This window comes from Candidatus Delongbacteria bacterium (assembly GCA_020634015.1).
Taxonomy (GTDB): Bacteria; CAIWAD01; CAIWAD01; order CAIWAD01; family CAIWAD01; genus JACKCN01.
The window spans coordinates 534,030-551,363 of the sequence record JACKCN010000001.1; the positions used below are offsets into that span (position 1 = coordinate 534,030).

A 17,334-nucleotide genomic window follows, 5' to 3' on the forward strand; every position below is an offset into this window, starting at 1 on the left:
GCGGGCGAGGATGTGGGCGAGGAAGCGGGCGAGGTGGGTGGTGAGGCGCCACCCACCGAAGGTGGCCCGGCGGGAGGCGTGCGGGCACCAATCAAAAAGGGCCTGCGCAGATTCGCAAGCCCTTGTTTTTACAGTGCGCCATCAAGGACTCGAACCTTGAACCTGCTGATTAAGAGTCAGATGCTCTACCAATTGAGCTAATGGCGCATTTTCGCGTCGTCGCGACAGGACCGTGAATATAGAAAGCCGATATGGCCTCTGCAACGCACGCGGGCGTCAAGGATGGCCAAAGCTGGCGTCCGGAGCGGATTGCCCGTGTTGCCGCGGCATGAAGTTCCGCGGGAGGAGTTTCCGCTTCGGAAAGCTTTGGGCTTTCCATATCATGGGTGCTCCAACCAGAACCCACACAGATTCTTGGACCTGAACCACAGTCCGCACATTCGTGCTGTCCTGTGGTGACGGTTCTGCCATCTGCTTGAAACGGAGGAAGAATGTCCGATCTGAACTCTTGCACGGGACGCTGGCGGCTGGCCCTGCTGGCCTTGGCCACCCTTTCGCCGGGCTTCGTACTGGCCAGCACGGGAGACGGCCTCGCCCGACCCGAGTCCGGCTATTACGCCGATGTGCGCGTCCACTTCGCCTTTGATGACATGGCCGCCGTCCGCCTCTTCGACGGCAATGATTTCCGCAGTGAGATGAAGTGGGACTATGCGGAAATCGAGACCCTGCTGGCCAATTCGGGCGCCACAGGACTGGACCGGCTGTTCTTCGAGCACTCGCCCGAGAGCCTGGAGCTGCTGAAGAAGAACGGCGAAGCTCGCCGCGGCATCACCCTGCCCGACCTGAATAACTGGTACACGGTGGTGATGCCCGATGAAGACAGCGCGCGTGAGCTGGCCAGCCAGCTCTCCTCCAGTCCTTTCATCCGTTACGCGGCGCTGACCCCGATTCCCATGCCCAACGCCGTGGACATCTCACCCACCACGCCCAACTACATGTCCTTCCAGGATTACCAGGATGCCGCCGGTTACGGTGTGGGCATCGCTTCGGCCTGGGCCGAGACCAACGGCACGGGCGTGGGCGTCTCGATCATGCACCACGAGGGGGGCTGGGTCACCGACCACGAAGACACCGACATGGTGTACACGGGCGGCGGCAACAGCTCCGATTCGGGTTGGTGGAACCATGGCACGGCCTGCGTGAGCATTCTGGCCGCCCCCAACAATGGCTATGGTGTCACGGGTCTGGCCTATGGGGCCGACCAGATGCTGAGCCGCGGTTTCTGGGACAACGGCAGCCCCAACACCTGGATCGCCTGTCAAGGATATCTGGAAGTGGGCGACGTGATCTCCGCCTCCTGGGGCTATGGCGGCAGTCTGCCCAGCGGCTACAACTGCAGCTGCAATCCGGGTCAGGCCGGTGGCCAGCCCGCCGAGAGTGATCAGGCCGACTTCGATGCCATCCAGACCATCACGGCCAACGGCTACATCGTGCTCAACAGCGCTTCCAATGGCTGCGTGCCCATGGACAACGCGCTCTACAACGGCAAGTACAACCTGAATGTGCGCGACAGCGGCGCGCTGATCATCGGCGCCATCGACCCGGGTGGCGCGCCCGCCTGCTTCACCAACTACGGCTCCCGCGTGGACGCCCATGCCTGGGGCAGCGCGGTGTACAGCTCGGGCTATGGGGACCTGTTCACCGGCGGCGGCGACGACCGCCAGTACTACACCTCCGGTTTCGGCGGCACCTCGGCGGCCTGCCCGATCGTTTCCGGCGCGGTGGCCACCCTGCAGGCCGTGTACAAGCAGCGCAACGGTGGAGCCGTGCTGGACCCCTGGGAACTGCGCAGCCTGTTGCGCAGCACGGGCACCCCCCAGACCAGCCAGGCCGGTACCAAGCCCATTTCCAACATGCCCGATCTGGCCGAACTGCTGGTGGCCATCGGTGGCGGTGGACCCGACGTGACACCGCCCAGCATCAGCCACACGCCGATCGTCAGTTCCGGATTCACGGGCCCCTTCCCCGTGAGCACCACCATCACCGATCCCTCGGGCGTGAACAGCGTGGTGCTGCATTACAGCGTGAATGGGGGCGGCTACAACGCGCTGGGCATGGCCGCCCAGGGTGGCAATGTCTGGCTGGCCAGCATTCCGGCCCAGACCGCCGGCAACAGCGTTGACTACTACATCACGGCCTCCGACGGGGCCGCCCCGCCCAACGCGGCCACCAGCCCCACCTGGAGCTTCACGGTGCTCAGTTCCAGCAGCGGCATCGTGCTGCTGACTCCTTCGACCAGCGCCAAGTCCAGCGGCAGCGAATGGCAGGCCGCCCTGACCAGCGCAGGATATCCGGGCACGATCATGAACGTGGATGATCTCAGCGGCATCGTGCTGGGTGCCAATGTGGACGCGGTGATCGTGCTGCTGGGCATCTATTCCAACAACTTCGTGCTGCCCGCGGGCAGTTCGATGGCCACCGATCTGGCAGCATTCATCAATTCCGGCGGCAATGTCTACATGGAGGGCGGCGACTGCTGGGCCTACGATCCGGGCAGTTCGGGAGGTGCCGATTTCAACTCCCTCTTTGGCGTCACGGGCCTGGCGGACGGATCCGGCGACCTGAGTACGGCCAACGGCCAGGGCCTGCTGGGGGGCAGTTATGCCTACACGGGCGAGAATGCCTGGATTGATCGTCTGGGAGCCGCCGGAGCCGCCTTGCTCTTCACCAACTCCGCGGCCGGCTACAATTGTGGGTACTACCAGAATGGTGCACGCACCACCGCCTGCACCTCCTTCGAGCTGGCCGGCCTGGCCAACTTCGACACGATCGTGCAGACCCTCTTCGGTCCCGCGCTCTTCGATGTGCTGGGAGCCGCCAGCGACACCACTCCTCCCACCGTGGCACTGAACTGCCTGGGCACGGAATGGTACGCCGAGAACCCGCAGGTCAGCGCCACGGCCAGTGACGCCTCGGGCATCGCCAGTGTGACTCTGCGCTGGCAGATCAACGGAGGGCCGCAGCAGAGCGCGGCGATGACACCCCAGGGTGGAGACAATTACAGCGGCACTCTGGCGGGAGCCAGCTTCGGCAGCAGCGTGAGCTATGTGGTGGACGCGGTGGACGCCAGCGCCAATTCCAATTCGGCCACCAGCAACAGCTGTGGCACCACGATCGTCGCTCCGGCGAACCTGGTCTACTCGCCCTCCAGCGCCTCCGGTGAGGCCCTGCCCGGAGCTTCCGACGCGGTGCCGGTGAGCCTGCAGAACACGGGCGGGCAGTCGCTGGACTGGAACGTGTCCGTGACTCAGGACCCGTTCCCCAGTGTGGCGCACAGCACCCGGATCCATGCCCCCGCACGCCTCTCCAAGGGGCAGCAGGACACACGCCCCGGCCAGCGCCCCAGCAATTCCGGAGGACCGGATGCGGGAGGCTACAGCTGGATCGATTCCGATGAGGTGGGTGGCCCGGCGGTCAGTTTCAATGACATCAGCTCCACAGGCACTCCGGTTTCTCTGAGCGACGACCAGCTGGCCGGTCCCTATTCTCTGGGCTTCAGCATGGAGTACTACGGCACGAGCTACAGCGAAGTCTACGTCTGCTCCAACGGTTTCCTGAGCTTCGCCAGCACCACGGCCGGTTACGTCAATCAATTGATCCCGGACGGTGCCAACCCCGACGGTGTGATCGCCCCCTTCTGGGATGACCTCAACCCGGCCAGCGGCGGCACGGTGTACGTCCAGCAGGTGGGGGCCACCTTCGTGGCCCAGTGGAGCGCCGTCGATCACTATGGCAACAGCGACAACTACACCTTCCAGGCGATCCTTGCCCCCTCGGGAGTGATCGAGTTCCAGTATGGCCCACTGAACGGGTCGGTCAGTTCCTGCACGGTGGGCATCGAGAGCGTGGACAACAGCATCGCCAGCATGGCGGTGTTCAATGCCGCCTATCTGCATTCGAACATGGCCATCCGCTTCCAGCCCGCCTCCATGGATCCCCAGTGGTTGAGCGTGGATCTGGCTTCGGGCACGCTGCCCGGCGGATCCGGTTCCGGTTTCCAGATCCTGATGGACTCGAACGGGCTGGCCTCACCCCAGACCTACACGGGGACGGTCACCATCACCACGGATGAACCGGGCAGCTACCAGATTCCGGTGAGCTTCTTCGTGGGCAGCACCGATCACACCCCGCCCGCGCTGTTCGTGCCCTGCCTGGACGATACCTACAGCACGGACAACATCACCGTGACCGCCCAGGTCAGCGATGCCTCGGGTCTGGCCTCGGTCACACTGCGCTACAACACCGGAGGTCCGGACACGGATCTGCCCATGGTTCAGGGAGTGGGCGACAACTGGAGCGCCAGCCTGCCCGGCCAGCCCGTGGGGTCCATTGTCAACTATGTGGTCATCGCCACCGATGCCAGCGCCAATGCCAACCAGACGACGTCCACGGTCTGCCCGTACTCGGTGCTGCCCTTGAACGTGCCCAATCTGAGCATCACCTCGGTCACACCCGGATTCGTGCTGCTGGAATGGCCGGCCGTGGCCGGGGCCGCCAGTTACAATGTCTACGTGGCAAACGGACTGGGAGGCGGCTACACCCTGCTGCAGAATGTGGTCAGCGGCCCGGTGGGAGTGGCCGTCTCGCCCGATCAGGTGCGCCTGCTGCACGTGACCGCGGTCAGCTACTGATCCCTTCCTCGATGCATGAACGACAGCCCGCCATCCCCGGATGGCGGGCTGTCTCTCTCAGACGGCGCCAGACCGGGGGCGATCGTCCGCCTGGCGAAACTCCTTCACCAGCCAGCCCGCACCACCGGAAGCGGCCGCCAGCAGGGCGATGGCACCGAAGACCCAATTGACGGGCACCACGGCGCAGAGCATGCCGGTGAGCGCCACCGAGAGTGCGCTCAGGCCCGTGACACACACGCCGATCATGCTGAAGATGCGCCCCTGCATTTCCGGCTCCACCAGGCGCTGGACCAGGGTCGGGCGTGCCACCACGATCATCGGGATCACCAGCGAGTGCACGAAAAGGGTGAGATACAGGCCGGGAAAGGTGCTCACCCAGAGCAGGGGCAGAAAGGTCAGTCCATCGAAGACGATGCCCCAGAGCAGCACGTGGCTCAGCGAGAGCCGCCGGGCCACCCGGTTGAGCAGCAGGGTGCCGCTGAGCATGCCCAGGGCGTAGGCCGTCATGGCGAGGGCGTAGTGACTGGCCCCCAGGCCCAGCACCTGGCGCACGAAGATCGGCGTGCCGATGATCGCCGGTCCCATGATGAAGAGATTGTCCACGGCGGTCATCGCCAGCAACACGCTCAGGCGCCGGTCGCGGAACGCGCGGGACAGCCCCAGTCGCACATCGGCCATCGCGGTGCGTCCCGCGGCCAGAATCCCCCTGTCGGTCCGGGAAGTGGACGCGACCGCCACACGGGGCAGGACCCAGAGGAACATCAAACTGATCAGGTAGCTGACAGCATCCACCGTGAACAGATGCACGGCACCCAGCAGGGGAATCAGCAGCCCCGCCAGTCCAGGCCCCAGCAACAGGCCGAACTGCCAGCAGGTCTGGATCAGCGCATTGGCCGGGAGCAGACCGGAGGGTGGCACCAGCGCGGGAATCAGCGCGTCCCGGGCCGGAGCGAACACGGTACTGAAAAGGGAACGCAGAAAGGTCAGCAGCCCCAGCAGGGCCGGAGTCAGCCCTCCCGAGACATAGAGCAGCGGAATGCTGAGCACGATCAGGGCGCGCGCGCCATCGGAAACCAGCAGCAGGGTCCGGCGGTCGCAGCGATCGGCCAGGGTGCCCGCGAACATGCCGAAGAGCAGCGAGGGCAGGTAGGCGCTCATGGCGATCAGCCCGGTCAGGCTGGAACTGCCCGTCATCTCCAGCAGCAGCCAGAGCAGGGCGATGTCGAAGACCGAATCACCGGCCTGCGAGATCAGCTGGCCCGACCAGAGAAAGGCCAGCCGGCGGTTCTGGAACACGCGTTTCAGCAGGCTCGGGCTCAGGGAAAGCTCCGGGGCCGTCAACGGACACTCCCCGCCATCGGCGTGAGAAGACTCGGGAGAGGTCGTCCGTGCTTCCGCCGGGCTGCCCCAGCCCCTATATTGGCGCCCATGAAACTACTCCTGCTTGGCCTGTCCGGAGCCGCCGGAACCCTTTGTCGTTATGGCCTGGCCCGCGCGGGCCAGCACTGGTTCGCCAGTTTCGCGATTGGCACCCTGCTGGCCAACCTGCTGGGTTGCCTGCTCTTCGGCCTGATCTGGGAACTGAGCCAGGAACACGGCCTGTTGCCTCTCGAATATCGCCTGGTGCTGCTGACCGGCTTCATGGGGGCCTTCACCACCTTCTCGACCTGGATCTTCGATTCCCGCACGATGCTGCTGGAAGGGCAACTGCTGGCCGGCCTGGGCAATCTGGTGGGCCAGAGCGTCGCGGGTCTGCTGCTCTTCGGCCTGGGAATCTGGCTGGCCCGCGGGCTGGCCTGAATCAACACCGAGCGCATCACGCAGGGAGAACGCCGATGGACTTCAGCACCCGCGAACTGGAACGCTACAGCCGCCACCTCAGCCTGCCCGAATTCGGCATCGAAGGCCAGCGCGCGCTCAAGCGCGGCTCCGTGCTGCTGGTGGGTGCGGGCGGACTGGGCAGTCCGGCGGCGCTCTACCTGGCCGCGGCGGGCGTGGGGCGCATCGGCATTGTCGAAAGTGACACGGTCGAGCTGAGCAATCTCCAGCGTCAGGTGCTGTACACCAGCGAGCAGTGTGGGCAGTCCAAGGCCCGGCTGGCCGCCGAGCGCCTGCGCGCGCTCAACCCGGAGATCGAGGTGGTGGTGCACGAGCAACGGCTGGAGGCCGCGAACGCACTGGAGCTGATGACCCCCTGGGATGTGATCCTGGACGGCACCGACAACTTTCCCACCCGCTATCTGGTCAACGACTGCTGCGTGCTGCTGGGCAAACCCAACTGCTACGGCAGCATATTCCGCTTCGACGGCCAGGCGTCCGTGTTCTGCCATGACGGCGGACCGTGTTACCGCTGCGTGTTTCCCGCTCCCCCTCCGCCCGAGCAGGCTCCCTCCTGCGCCGAAGGCGGAGTGCTGGGCGTGCTGCCCGCGCTGATCGGCTCGATCCAGGCCTGCGAAGCGATCAAGCTGCTGGCGGGCATCGGCGACTCGCTCAGCGGGCGCCTGCTGCTGCTGGACGCCCTGCGCATGGACTTCACCACACTCAGACTGCGCCGTGATCCAGCCTGCCCCGCCTGCGGAGAGCGGCCCGTGATCCTCTCACCCACCGACCTGACCGACCACTGTGCCGTGCCCGGTCCAGCCAAAGGAGCCGACACCATGCCAGCCTGGGGCGAAATGGACGTGGTCACCCTGGAGTCCCGCCGCAAGCAGGGCGACACCCTGCTGTTGCTGGACATCCGTGAAGACTGGGAACGCGAGATCTGCACCATCCCCGGCGCGCTCTGGATTCCCATGGGCCAGGTGGAGTCCCGTCTGGGCGACTTGCCCGCTTCGGCGGAAATCGTGGTACAGTGCCGCAGCGGAGTGCGCTCGCGCAGCATCTGCTCGCTGCTGGCCGCACACGGCTACGACAGACTGTGGAACCTGAGCGGCGGCATCCTGGCCTGGGGCCGCGCGCATGATCCGGAGATGCCAACTTACTGACACGCAATTCCGAATTTCTAACACTGATCAGATGTAAATCCATTTGTGAAAACACAGGAGATCCGAAATGAGTTTCGGTAAGAAATACTGCCAGTTTGCTTGTAATGTATGCCCCTACGGAATAGAAACATTGACAGAGCAAAATAAGGTCTTTACTGCGTACTCGAGCCATGACGAATTAGTTGTAGACCAAATTAATGGCGCTTTGGAGTATTTGAATTCAAATTCAAGCATACAATGGACTTCTTGGGAAACAGATATCGAAATCGAAAATAATTTGATTTTCTGCGAGATTTGCAAGGAGATCGTTAAATCTAAAGCAGTAATGGTTGAAATGTCAGATTTGAATTTCAATGTGATATTTGAATATGGCTACTCATTAGGGCTAAACAAAAAATTATTCCCAATCGTTGGGCAAGACTTTGAGTATGAGAACATTGATCGGTTTTTGAAACTTCTTCTTGGAATTGGAATTGCCAGATATGAGAAAAACAAGCTTAGTTCAAAATTACTCAAGAAACGATTTTGGGAAAAGGAAAACCCAATAACCATCAACACATTTAATAACGCAAGCATCTTATCAGACAATACAAACATTACTGCAAATTGCTTGCTATATCTAAAGAATAGTGATTATCAAGCAGCATCTGAGGGCATAGAAAATGAACTTAATCAGGGCAATCTCAATGTAATACTTGATGATCCACAAGAGGAAAAACACAGTCTTTCATGGTACATTAAACAATTGACAAAGTCATATGCTGTTATTATAGACATGGGGTACTCGAGTACGCAAGAAAGTTATCATCACTTCCTAAAGTGTGCATTCGTAGGCGGACTTGCCGTCAGCACAGGCCGACGAGTGCTGATTATGAACTCCATACATAGCCCAAAACCATCAGATATTGTTTCAATTGTCAAACAGTACAACAATCCAAAGGATGCAAAACATTTTACATATCAATTTCTTAACGAACATTCGAAATCGTTTGCGATTATCAATTCATACATAAGTAGCTCGAATGCGGGTAAATCAACACGATTTAATGCTATTGATTTAGGAGAACATATAGCAGAAAATGACAAAAGGTTCCTTGAAAGTTGTTATGTAGAAACAGCAGAACTTGAAAAGATTTCTAGACAAGGATACAAACTGATCATTGGACGTAAAGGGACAGGAAAGACAGCGGCATTCTACAGAGATAATGTATCGTCAAGAGCAGCAAAAACAATTATTGTGCGCCATCAGTTTACAGAATTCAATTTGAACGATATCTATGATCTTGCAATTCAATTTCCAAATGCAAATGATCAAGACAAAATTGTAGTAGCATTTTGGAAGTTTGTAGTTTTCTCTATAATTGCAGAACAAATAGCCGAGTTCATTAATGAATCTGATAAATACCATTTTCAAGATCTTCAGAGTGCTGCGAACCAATTCATGGAGTTTACAAAGACTTGTGATTTTCTAGATAATGGAAGGACTGTGACTGAGAACTTGGTTGAAATCATAGAAGAAATAAAAACTAATGGTTCTTTGGATGTCAGATCAATACAGAAAGAATTCTATGAGAACAAAATTGTTGATTTGATTAGTAGTGTAATAGAATTCATTAAAGAATCTCAATATGCAATAGTTTTAAGTATTGACGGCCTAGATTCGAATTTGACTGTGCAGAGAAACAGCGGTCTAATTATGCTTATGATATTCAATCTGCATGAAGTGTGTAACAGTTTGTTTGGAAATCGAGTTAATGACTATGCCATCAATCTTTACATTCGTCGAGATATATATGAAACGATTAAGAATGAAATTACTCAAAAGGACAAAATTACTAAGGTTATACTGAAATGGGATACTGAAGATCTACTTAGAATGATTAATGCTCGTTTGGCACAATATGATATCGAACATATTGCAAACATACTCAGTGATGATTTCTCAATTCGTCAGTTTATGCAAAAAATGGAAAAATATGTTTACCCCCGGCCACGAGATTATTTGTTTGTATTTAATCACCTTTTCATGATTGCAAGAAGCCTAAAGCTTGAGCGATTTGATACAAGAGTTTTCAACTCAGCTATGAATTATTACGCAATACATGTCTTCGAGTCAATAGAAGCAGAACTATTGTCTTTGCCATTTTCAGTAAATTTTGGAAAAGTCTTAGGTGATATTAAACATAAAAATAATGATAGGCCAAGAATTCCACTTGATATACTTGAAGGCATCATTATGCAAAATTGCAAGTCTGATGATGTTGACTGTAAACAGCATTTACTTTCATTCTTTTTGAGGAATGAGTTCTTATATGCCATTGAGAATAATCAAATCGTACAATGGGATAGGCTAATAAACAAAGACTCAAAGCTACAATCGATTCTCGAAACTTCTCCATCTCGATGTTACTTTAAATTTCATCCAATAGTCGAGAGTTTGATTGCAAAAAATGCCTAAGACCTGAAATTATTTATTAGTCGTGTTTGGACTTGAGGGCTTTCAGCCAATGGATTAAGCTTTCGCGTCTGACTTGGTAAGCGAAGTTCGCACCATGCTGGTCACAGCTAATGCAGAACGATAGACCGACAGGAGGTGGAGGCACGTGCCCCTAAGCGTGAAGCCTAGAGAGAAGCTGGTACCGGAGCTGATAGCACGTGCGGCATGGACTGCGGCCTGTGAATGGTTTACGTGCGAGACAAGAACGAGTGCCTGAGATGTCGCGCGGGAGATGCAGGTAAGGACAAGTCGTGCCTCGCGTGCTCGATCCGCAACTGTGAAGTGATCCGGTCGGGTGAATCTGTAACCATCCCGCTTTTAGGGCCAGGGATTCTCGGAGTTCCGGCATTTCAATAGGTCTCTGATTTCCCCCGGTGTTCGGTCTCCGAGGGCTTCATGGGGGCGGGACTCATTGTATTCGACCAGCCAGTCTTCCGAGATCTCGCGCACCTGCTTCAGGGTTTCGAAGACATGGAAGTCCAGCACTTCTTCGCGGAAACTGCGGTTGAATCGTTCTACCAGGGAGTTCTGGGTTGGTTTGCCGGGTTGAATGAACTCCAGCTGGATAGCGTGATCTGCTGCCCATTCTGCCATGGCGATGGATACGAATTCGGGTCCGTTGTCCATCCTCACTTGCCGGGGGTGCCCCCGGCGCGCCGCAAGTCGGTCCAGAGTGCGCTCGACGCGGGGTGCAGGCAGGTTCAGATCGATCTCTATGGCCAGTGCCTCCCTATTGCAGTCATCAATCACATTGAAGGTCCGGAACTTTCGCCCATCCCATAGACTGTCCGACATGAAGTCGATGGACCACGATTGGTTCAACTGTTCTGGAATGCTGAGAGGAGCCGGGTTGCGATTGGGCACTCTCCGTTTCCCTTTCCGTCTGTGATTCAGTTTCAATTGGCAGTACACGCGGTGAACCCGCTTGTGGTTGAAGGAATTCCCTTCGCGCCTCAGCACCTTGAACAGCTTTCTGAAGCCGTAGCGCGGGAAACGCTCAACCAGGTCGATCAGACAATCGATCACATTCCGATCCCGGTCAGGATTCGGTTGGTACTCGGCATCCGACCGCGGAAGTCCAACCACCCGGCAAGCCCTACGTTCACTGGACCCAGGATCATTCATCAGATTCTGGACCAGCTCACGACGTGCTGCCGGGCTCAGAGCTTTTTTCGAGTACCTCTTTCAGCAGCATGTGATCCAGACTCAAACTGGCGTACATCTGCTTCAAACGCCGATTCTCCTCTTCCAGGTCTTTAAGGCGTTTGACATCCGAGGCGTTCATGCCGCCAAACTTGGCCTTCCAGCCATAGTAGGTCGCCGGACTGATGCCGTATTCCCGGCAAACATCCTTGGTTGCTCGACCAGCTTCGACCTCGTTCAGAATGGTAACGATCTGCGTTTCGCTGATGCGGGACTTTCTCATCGGGGAATCTCCTTTGCCTTGCCAGATTAGGCCGGAGAACTCAAAGAATCAATGGCCCGGATTTTGGGGATGGTTACAGGGTCACCACGGAGCATGGACCAGAACTGAGCTGGCCTGAGGACCGGAACACTCTGCACTGGCTTGAGAACAGAGGCTCGATTCCGGCGGTGGAGATCTCGGTCGATGTCGTACTGCAAGACCAGGCTGAGACCCACTATTCCGGTTGAATCTGAGTCTACACTCTGGTGCACCTTGCTCGTATCTCTCGGATCATCCACGGAAAGCAATTCTGGGCAACACTGCCTGCAGTTGCTGGGTACTCTGGGTTCTGATGCCAAACCGCTGGATTTCGGGAAAGCAGAATTCGCTTGATATGCCTGGCCATTGTGGCACATTGCGGCCCACAATTGGAGACCATCATGAGATTCATAAGCGTAGGTGACCTATGCAGGAAGTCCTCTGAAGTCTGGCGCGATCTACCAGTGGACCGCGAAATGATCGTGACCAGCAACGGCCGACCCATCGCAATTCTGGTTGCAGTCAATGAGTCAAACCTGGAAGAGTCGTTGTCAGCGTTCCGGCAAGCACGGTCAGTTGACGCTGTTGCCGAGCTGCAACGGCGGGCAATAAGATTGAGCAACAGCAAGCCCTCACCAGTTGAGATTGAAACCGAAATACTTGAAGTCCGGAAGCAACACGAACATTGATGATCGTTTTCAACACCAAAGTTCTGGTGACCAGGCTGCTTTCTCCATTTGGCCCACCGGTTGAACTCAATGACATACAAAAGGGGCGAACCACTTCAGCGGTCCGCCCCTTCTTGTTTGCTGAATCACTCTCAGCGCAGCAGCAGCACCTTGCGGGTCGTGCTCTGCTCGCCCACCGCCAGTTGCAACAGATACGTACCGCTGGCCAGGCGGGAGTCGGCTTCCCAGGTCATGCTGTGGGTGCCCGCGCCCAGAGCGGAATCCTGCAGCAGTGTGGCCACGAGTCGTCCCTGGAGATTGTAGACCTGCAGGGTCACCTGTCCGGGGCGGTCCAGCTGGAAGGCCAGCCGGGTTGAGGGATTGAAGGGATTGGGCCAGCTGCGCAGCTCCAGCCGCTGGGGCAGCACGTCGGAAGCTTCGACCGAGGTCAGTGGCGTGCCCACGCGCGCCAGGTGCACGTTGCGGATCGGCTGGGTGCAGCACTGGGTGCGCAGGCGGATCTGCTCGACCCAGCCCGCGTAATACCCGCCTTCGCCATCGGGGGCCAGAGCCAGCTCCAGGAAGGTGCGCAGCTCGCTCGTGCGGAAGAGGCTGCTGCCCCAGAGGGATTCCAGGCTCTGTGGATCGGCCTCGTCCAGCCGGTGCGCGCTGAGGAAGATCGCGTCACCCTCGCCCTCCTGACCGTGCTGCACAAGGGCCTGGGCCAGAGTCCAGGACTCCTCCGCCGGCAGGATCAGAGTACCGGGATCGGTTTCGCGTCCGTCCTGGGGCTGGGTCACGGCACCGGGTTCGGTCCAGCGCAGGCTGCCGTCGGCCAGCACGTGTTTCAGCCCCGCATACTGACTGAACTGGGCATCATAGTCCAGACTGGACACCACCACTCCACCCCAGGCATCGGCAACCACACGCGTGTAGACGCGCGAATGCACACCATCCTCGAAGTCCTGCTGCCAGCGGGGGCTGAAGTCGGGGTTGTAGCCCTTTCCGCGCAGGGTGGTCCGGCCATCATCCTCCTGCACTTCCCAGACCAGCGCCAGTCCGCCATCGGCCAGCTCGCAGGCCTGCAGGTTGCGTCGGCGCTGGGGCTCGGTGGCGAATTCCAGCAGGGGCAGGGCCAGCGGCTGGCCATCGGGCCCGAGGCGCAACCCGTAATACATCTCATCGGCGAACTGCTGCAGCGAGTGGATGAAGAGGATCTCGCCCGCCGTGTTCATCAGCAGCGCTTCCAGATCTTCGGACTGGTTGGGGGTGGCGCTCAGCTGCACCCCATCGGGACCCCAGAGTGGGCTTCCGGTCGGACTGATGCACTGGATGCCCAGATCGGTATGGAAGCTCAGATTGGTATTCCAGATCCCGCTCCAGCCCGCGAGCACGTTGCCATCCTTGAACGCCAGCTTCAGGTGCTGCTGGTAGGAGCTGCCGTCCCCGGAGGGGTCGAAGGTCTGGGTCAGCGGCGTGCTCCAAAGAAGTTCTCCACCGGGAGCCAAGCGCAGCAACCAGGAGCGCTGCCCCAGGGATTCGCCCAGTTCCAGCCCCACATACACCCCGCCATCGGGAGCGGGCAGCAGTGCATAGGCCTGGGTGCGGCCATCCAGATCCGGGGCGACCACCTGGCCTTCGCGGGCAAACTGGCGGTCACCCGTGTCCGGGTTGACCTTCTGCACACACAGGCGGTCGTTGCCGGCGATGGTCGTCGATTCGATCCAGAAGGACCACAACCCCGAGTTCGTGTTCACTAGACGCAGTTTGTTCAGCTCGCCCGCGGGGCCCCAGCTGATCTCCTGCCCGCGCTCGCCCAGCACGGTGCTGCCATTGCCATCCAGTCGCTGGGTGCGCAGGCCCGGGGCGCCGTGCCCTTCATCGAACCAGAACGCCTGCAGCCCACCCTGGCCGTCCTTGAGGATCACCGGATCGGAGGTGCGGTTCTGGGCTTCTTCTTCCAGCAGGGGCATGCCCGTGTCCTGCCATTGCAGCTGCCCATTCAGGTTCAGCTTCTGCGCATAGAGATTGCTGCGCGGCAGGAAGCGCTGGTCGCGCCAGAGTGCCAGCACGGACCCATCGGCCCATTCCAGTTCCAGCTCGAACTGGTTGCCGGGCACGCTGCAGAGTGCAGCTCCCGCGGCGGCCAGCAGGAAGGTCCCGTCGGGCGAGACACGCTGGATCCGGAGGTCGGCATCCACGGCCGAGGGCTCGTCGCGGCTGTCTTCCCAGCCCACCAGCACTTCACCGCCGGGCAGGCTGCAGAGGGCGGGCGCACTCTCGCGAATGCCGGACTCGGAGCGCACGGGCAGGCCTTCGGCCGCGAGCTGGTTCTCAAGATTCGTGTTCACTCGCTGCAGGCGCACATCGCCCAGCATGTCCGACTCCCGGTCGGTCCAGGCCAGCCAGAGGCCGTTGGCGGCCAGCGCGATGGCGGGCTCCTGTTGGATGGCCGCTCCCCCGCGCACCCGGGCGCCCCGGGCGCCGCTGGCGCGCTGTCCGCTGGAGTCGACGTGTTCCACAAACAGGTCGCCGTCGGGGCCGTTGCGCTCGTCGATCCAGCCCAGCCAGACTCCGCCGGCACCGTCGGGCAGCAGGCGCACCGAGTGCTGGGCGGCCGGGTCGTCCGCGATGGGCATGCCGTCGCTGCTGAACGCGGCGATGACGCCGTTGGCGTCCACGTGACTCAGGAAAAGGTCCCAGTTGCCGGCGCGCTGGTCAGTCCAGGCCAGCCAGAAGCCGCCCTGGTCATCCGTGCAGCCCAGCAGGTCACCGGCGATGTATTCGGGGTCGATGTGGGACCCGCTGTGAATCTCAAGGTCCTGGGCCCATAGAGTGGTACCGGTTCCCCCGGGCCCGTCGCCGATGCGATTGGCGTACAGTGCTCCTCCGCCATTGCCGTCGCGAAAATCGAACCAGACCACGAAGGCTCCTCCGCTGTCGTCGGCAATGGTCAGCGGCTGGGCCTGCTGATCCGGAGCTCCACTCACCAGCAGCGGTTCGCCCTGCTGGCTCCAGAGCTCAAGTCCGTCCTCAGCCGAGAGTTTCTGGGCATGCACATCGAAGTTGCCCGTGCGGGCGTCCGACCAGGCCAGCACCAGATTGCCGTCGCTGGAGCGCACGCCATTGGGCGACCAATTGATGTAGAACCCCGTGCGCAGTACCGAGCGACCTTCGGGCTGGCTGTCCAGCCAGTACTGGGGGGCCGGATCCGCACCGACCGCGCCGACCAGCGCCAGCAGGCAGAGCGTGCGGGAAACGGGATGCAGGGACATGCCGGGACTCCTTTGTGTGGGTGGGGCAAGGCACGGAACCGTACCACTGCGCCTCGCCAGGACAGACTCTCGAAAGGTTAGTCAATCTCCGGCGGAATGGGCACTCAATTGTATGCCTCGCCAAACTTCCCCTGCAAGGACGACAATTGCCGGCCCCGGGTTCCGCGGGGCCGGCAATTCGGGGATTTTCAGCTGTCAGAACTACTTGACCAGAGTGATCCGCTGGCTGTGGCGTTCTCCGCTGGCCGAGCGTGCCTGCAGCAGATAGGCTCCGCTGGCCAGTCCTTCGGCCCCCAGCACCAGGCGACGCTGGCCCGCGGGGAGTTCGCCCTGGAACAGGCTGGCCACGCGGGCTCCGCGCAGATCGTAAAGATCCACGCTCAGCTCTCCCGCGCGCACCACATCCACCACCAGTTCGCCACGCCCGTTGAAGGGATTGGGCGCGAAGGGCCGCAGGCTGAAGTCCGTGGGCAGTGCGGCGGGTTGGCCCGGAGACTCGACGGCGGTTTCCTGCACTACTCCGCTGAACACTCCGTGGCCATGGGTGCCCACGGCCACCGTGCCATCGGACTGACGCACATCCAGCGCCGTGACCCAGACCGTGCCGATCTGGTCGGCACCTTCCAGCTGCCATTCGGTGGCGGCACCGTCCAGCAGGCGCGTGGACCAGAGCCCCGTGGTGGTGCCCAGCAGGTACAGCGGCACATCCCCACGATGCACGATCTGGGCCCAGTAACAGGAAGGGCCGGCCCCGCTGCCATCGGGAAACTCTTCCAGATTGCCCCCGATGGGCGTCCACTGCAGGCCACCATCCGTGGTATGGAACACGCTCTGCACCTCGTAATTGGTGAACACCACGAGGACCTCATCCGCATCCAGCGGATTGACCGTGATGCAGTGGATCCAGCCACCCGCCGGGAACTCGGGAATGCTGACGTCAATCGGCAGCGGGTCCTCGCCCCAGGCATCGTCCAGCCGGATCACGCGGCTCACTGGATTCTCCTGACCATTCGAGTAGTCGTACACACCATAATAGATCCGGCCCGCGGGCTCGCTGGAGAGGCCCAGTGCGGTCAGCCAGCCATCGCTGAACGTGGTGGAGGAAACCACACGCCAGTTGTCACCGGGGTTTGAGAACAGGTCGTCATTGAGCCAGAGCTCGTTGGTGGCGGCCAGGGCCATCCGGCTGTTGTCGGCGGGGTCCACGAAGAAGGGTGTGATCCAGCGCTGCATGTCCGCGTTGGGCGTGATCCAGTTGCCGTCCACGACCTCGCCGTTCTCATCGATCACGAACTGGACGAAACTGCCGCCGTACTGGGTGGACGCGTAGAGCGCGCGCTGCTCGGGCTGACTGGCCCCGCCAATCGCACAGGCCATGCCGTCGCCGCCGCGCACGTTGACCCAGGGCGTGTCCGCACCATCGGCCACGGCAATCCAGGTCCCATTGTCCTGCATGCCGCCCAGGATCTTGGGGTCATCGTCCGAGAGCCGGTCCAGCGAGACCCAGTAGAACTGCGTGGTGGGATAGCCCTGGCTGCGCACCCAGGGAAAGGGGTTGTTGGGGCCGGGCTCGGCCATCGCGTCCTCGCAGCGGCTGATGCCGCCGTCATGGCTGCTCCAGATCCGGTCGGGAACGGCCGGATCGAAGATGATGTTGTGCACGTCGGCGTGATGGTTGGGATAGCTCACGTCGCTGCCCTCGGGTCCGGGCAACTGGCCGTAATAGTAGTTGTAGCCCCCGATCCAGCGCACGGGAGCCGTGCCCTGGAAGCCGT

8 protein-coding genes and 1 tRNA gene are annotated in these 17,334 nt (G+C 59.9%); 4 read left to right on the plus strand and 5 right to left on the minus strand.

What is annotated here, in order from left to right; all coding sequences use genetic code 11:
- Positions 1-134 precede the first annotated feature (134 nt).
- Positions 135-207, minus strand: a tRNA-Lys gene (locus H6678_02245).
- Between the two features lie 284 nt (positions 208-491).
- Between H6678_02245 and H6678_02250 the strand changes: the two genes are divergently transcribed.
- A complete protein-coding gene (locus H6678_02250; protein MCB9472612.1) occupies positions 492-4,691 on the plus strand; it encodes a hypothetical protein in 4,200 nt (1,399 codons plus the stop codon).
- A 57-nt stretch (positions 4,692-4,748) separates the two neighbouring features.
- Here H6678_02250 and H6678_02255 read toward each other — a convergent pair whose 3' ends face one another.
- Positions 4,749-6,032: an MFS transporter gene (locus H6678_02255; GenBank protein MCB9472613.1), complete on the minus strand. Its 1,284-nt coding sequence runs from the start codon at positions 6,030-6,032 to the stop codon at positions 4,749-4,751.
- Between the two features lie 87 nt (positions 6,033-6,119).
- Here H6678_02255 and H6678_02260 point away from each other — a divergent pair, with 87 nt between their 5' ends.
- The 3 genes from H6678_02260 (at position 6,120) to H6678_02270 (ending at position 10,133) form a co-directional block, all read left to right on the plus strand.
- On the plus strand, positions 6,120-6,491 hold the full coding sequence (locus H6678_02260; GenBank protein ID MCB9472614.1) for a CrcB family protein: 372 nt from the start codon (positions 6,120-6,122) through the stop codon (positions 6,489-6,491).
- Positions 6,492-6,526: 35 nt separating this feature from the next.
- Positions 6,527-7,675 (plus strand): molybdopterin-synthase adenylyltransferase MoeB, encoded by a 1,149-nt coding sequence (gene moeB, locus H6678_02265; protein ID MCB9472615.1) that lies wholly within the window; start codon positions 6,527-6,529, stop codon positions 7,673-7,675.
- A 67-nt stretch (positions 7,676-7,742) separates the two neighbouring features.
- The gene (locus tag H6678_02270; protein ID MCB9472616.1) at positions 7,743-10,133 is read left to right on the plus strand and encodes a hypothetical protein; all 2,391 of its coding nucleotides are present in this window, start codon (positions 7,743-7,745) and stop codon (positions 10,131-10,133) included.
- A gap of 357 nt (positions 10,134-10,490) precedes the next feature.
- Here H6678_02270 and H6678_02275 read toward each other — a convergent pair.
- The 3 genes from H6678_02275 to H6678_02285 all read right to left on the minus strand — a co-directional run bounded on the left by H6678_02275 (position 10,491) and on the right by H6678_02285 (position 16,527).
- Positions 10,491-11,598 (minus strand): IS3 family transposase gene (locus tag H6678_02275; protein MCB9472617.1). Its coding sequence is split into 2 segments (ribosomal slippage): positions 10,491-11,346 and positions 11,345-11,598, totalling 1,110 coding nucleotides; the frame shifts between segments, so codons are not numbered across the junction.
- An 838-nt stretch (positions 11,599-12,436) separates the two neighbouring features.
- The gene (locus H6678_02280; protein ID MCB9472618.1) at positions 12,437-15,559 is read right to left on the minus strand and encodes a T9SS type A sorting domain-containing protein; all 3,123 of its coding nucleotides are present in this window, start codon (positions 15,557-15,559) and stop codon (positions 12,437-12,439) included.
- Between the two features lie 515 nt (positions 15,560-16,074).
- The gene (locus H6678_02285) at positions 16,075-16,527 is read right to left on the minus strand and encodes an ash family protein (protein ID MCB9472619.1); all 453 of its coding nucleotides are present in this window, start codon (positions 16,525-16,527) and stop codon (positions 16,075-16,077) included.
- Between the last annotated feature and the right edge of the window lie 807 nt (positions 16,528-17,334).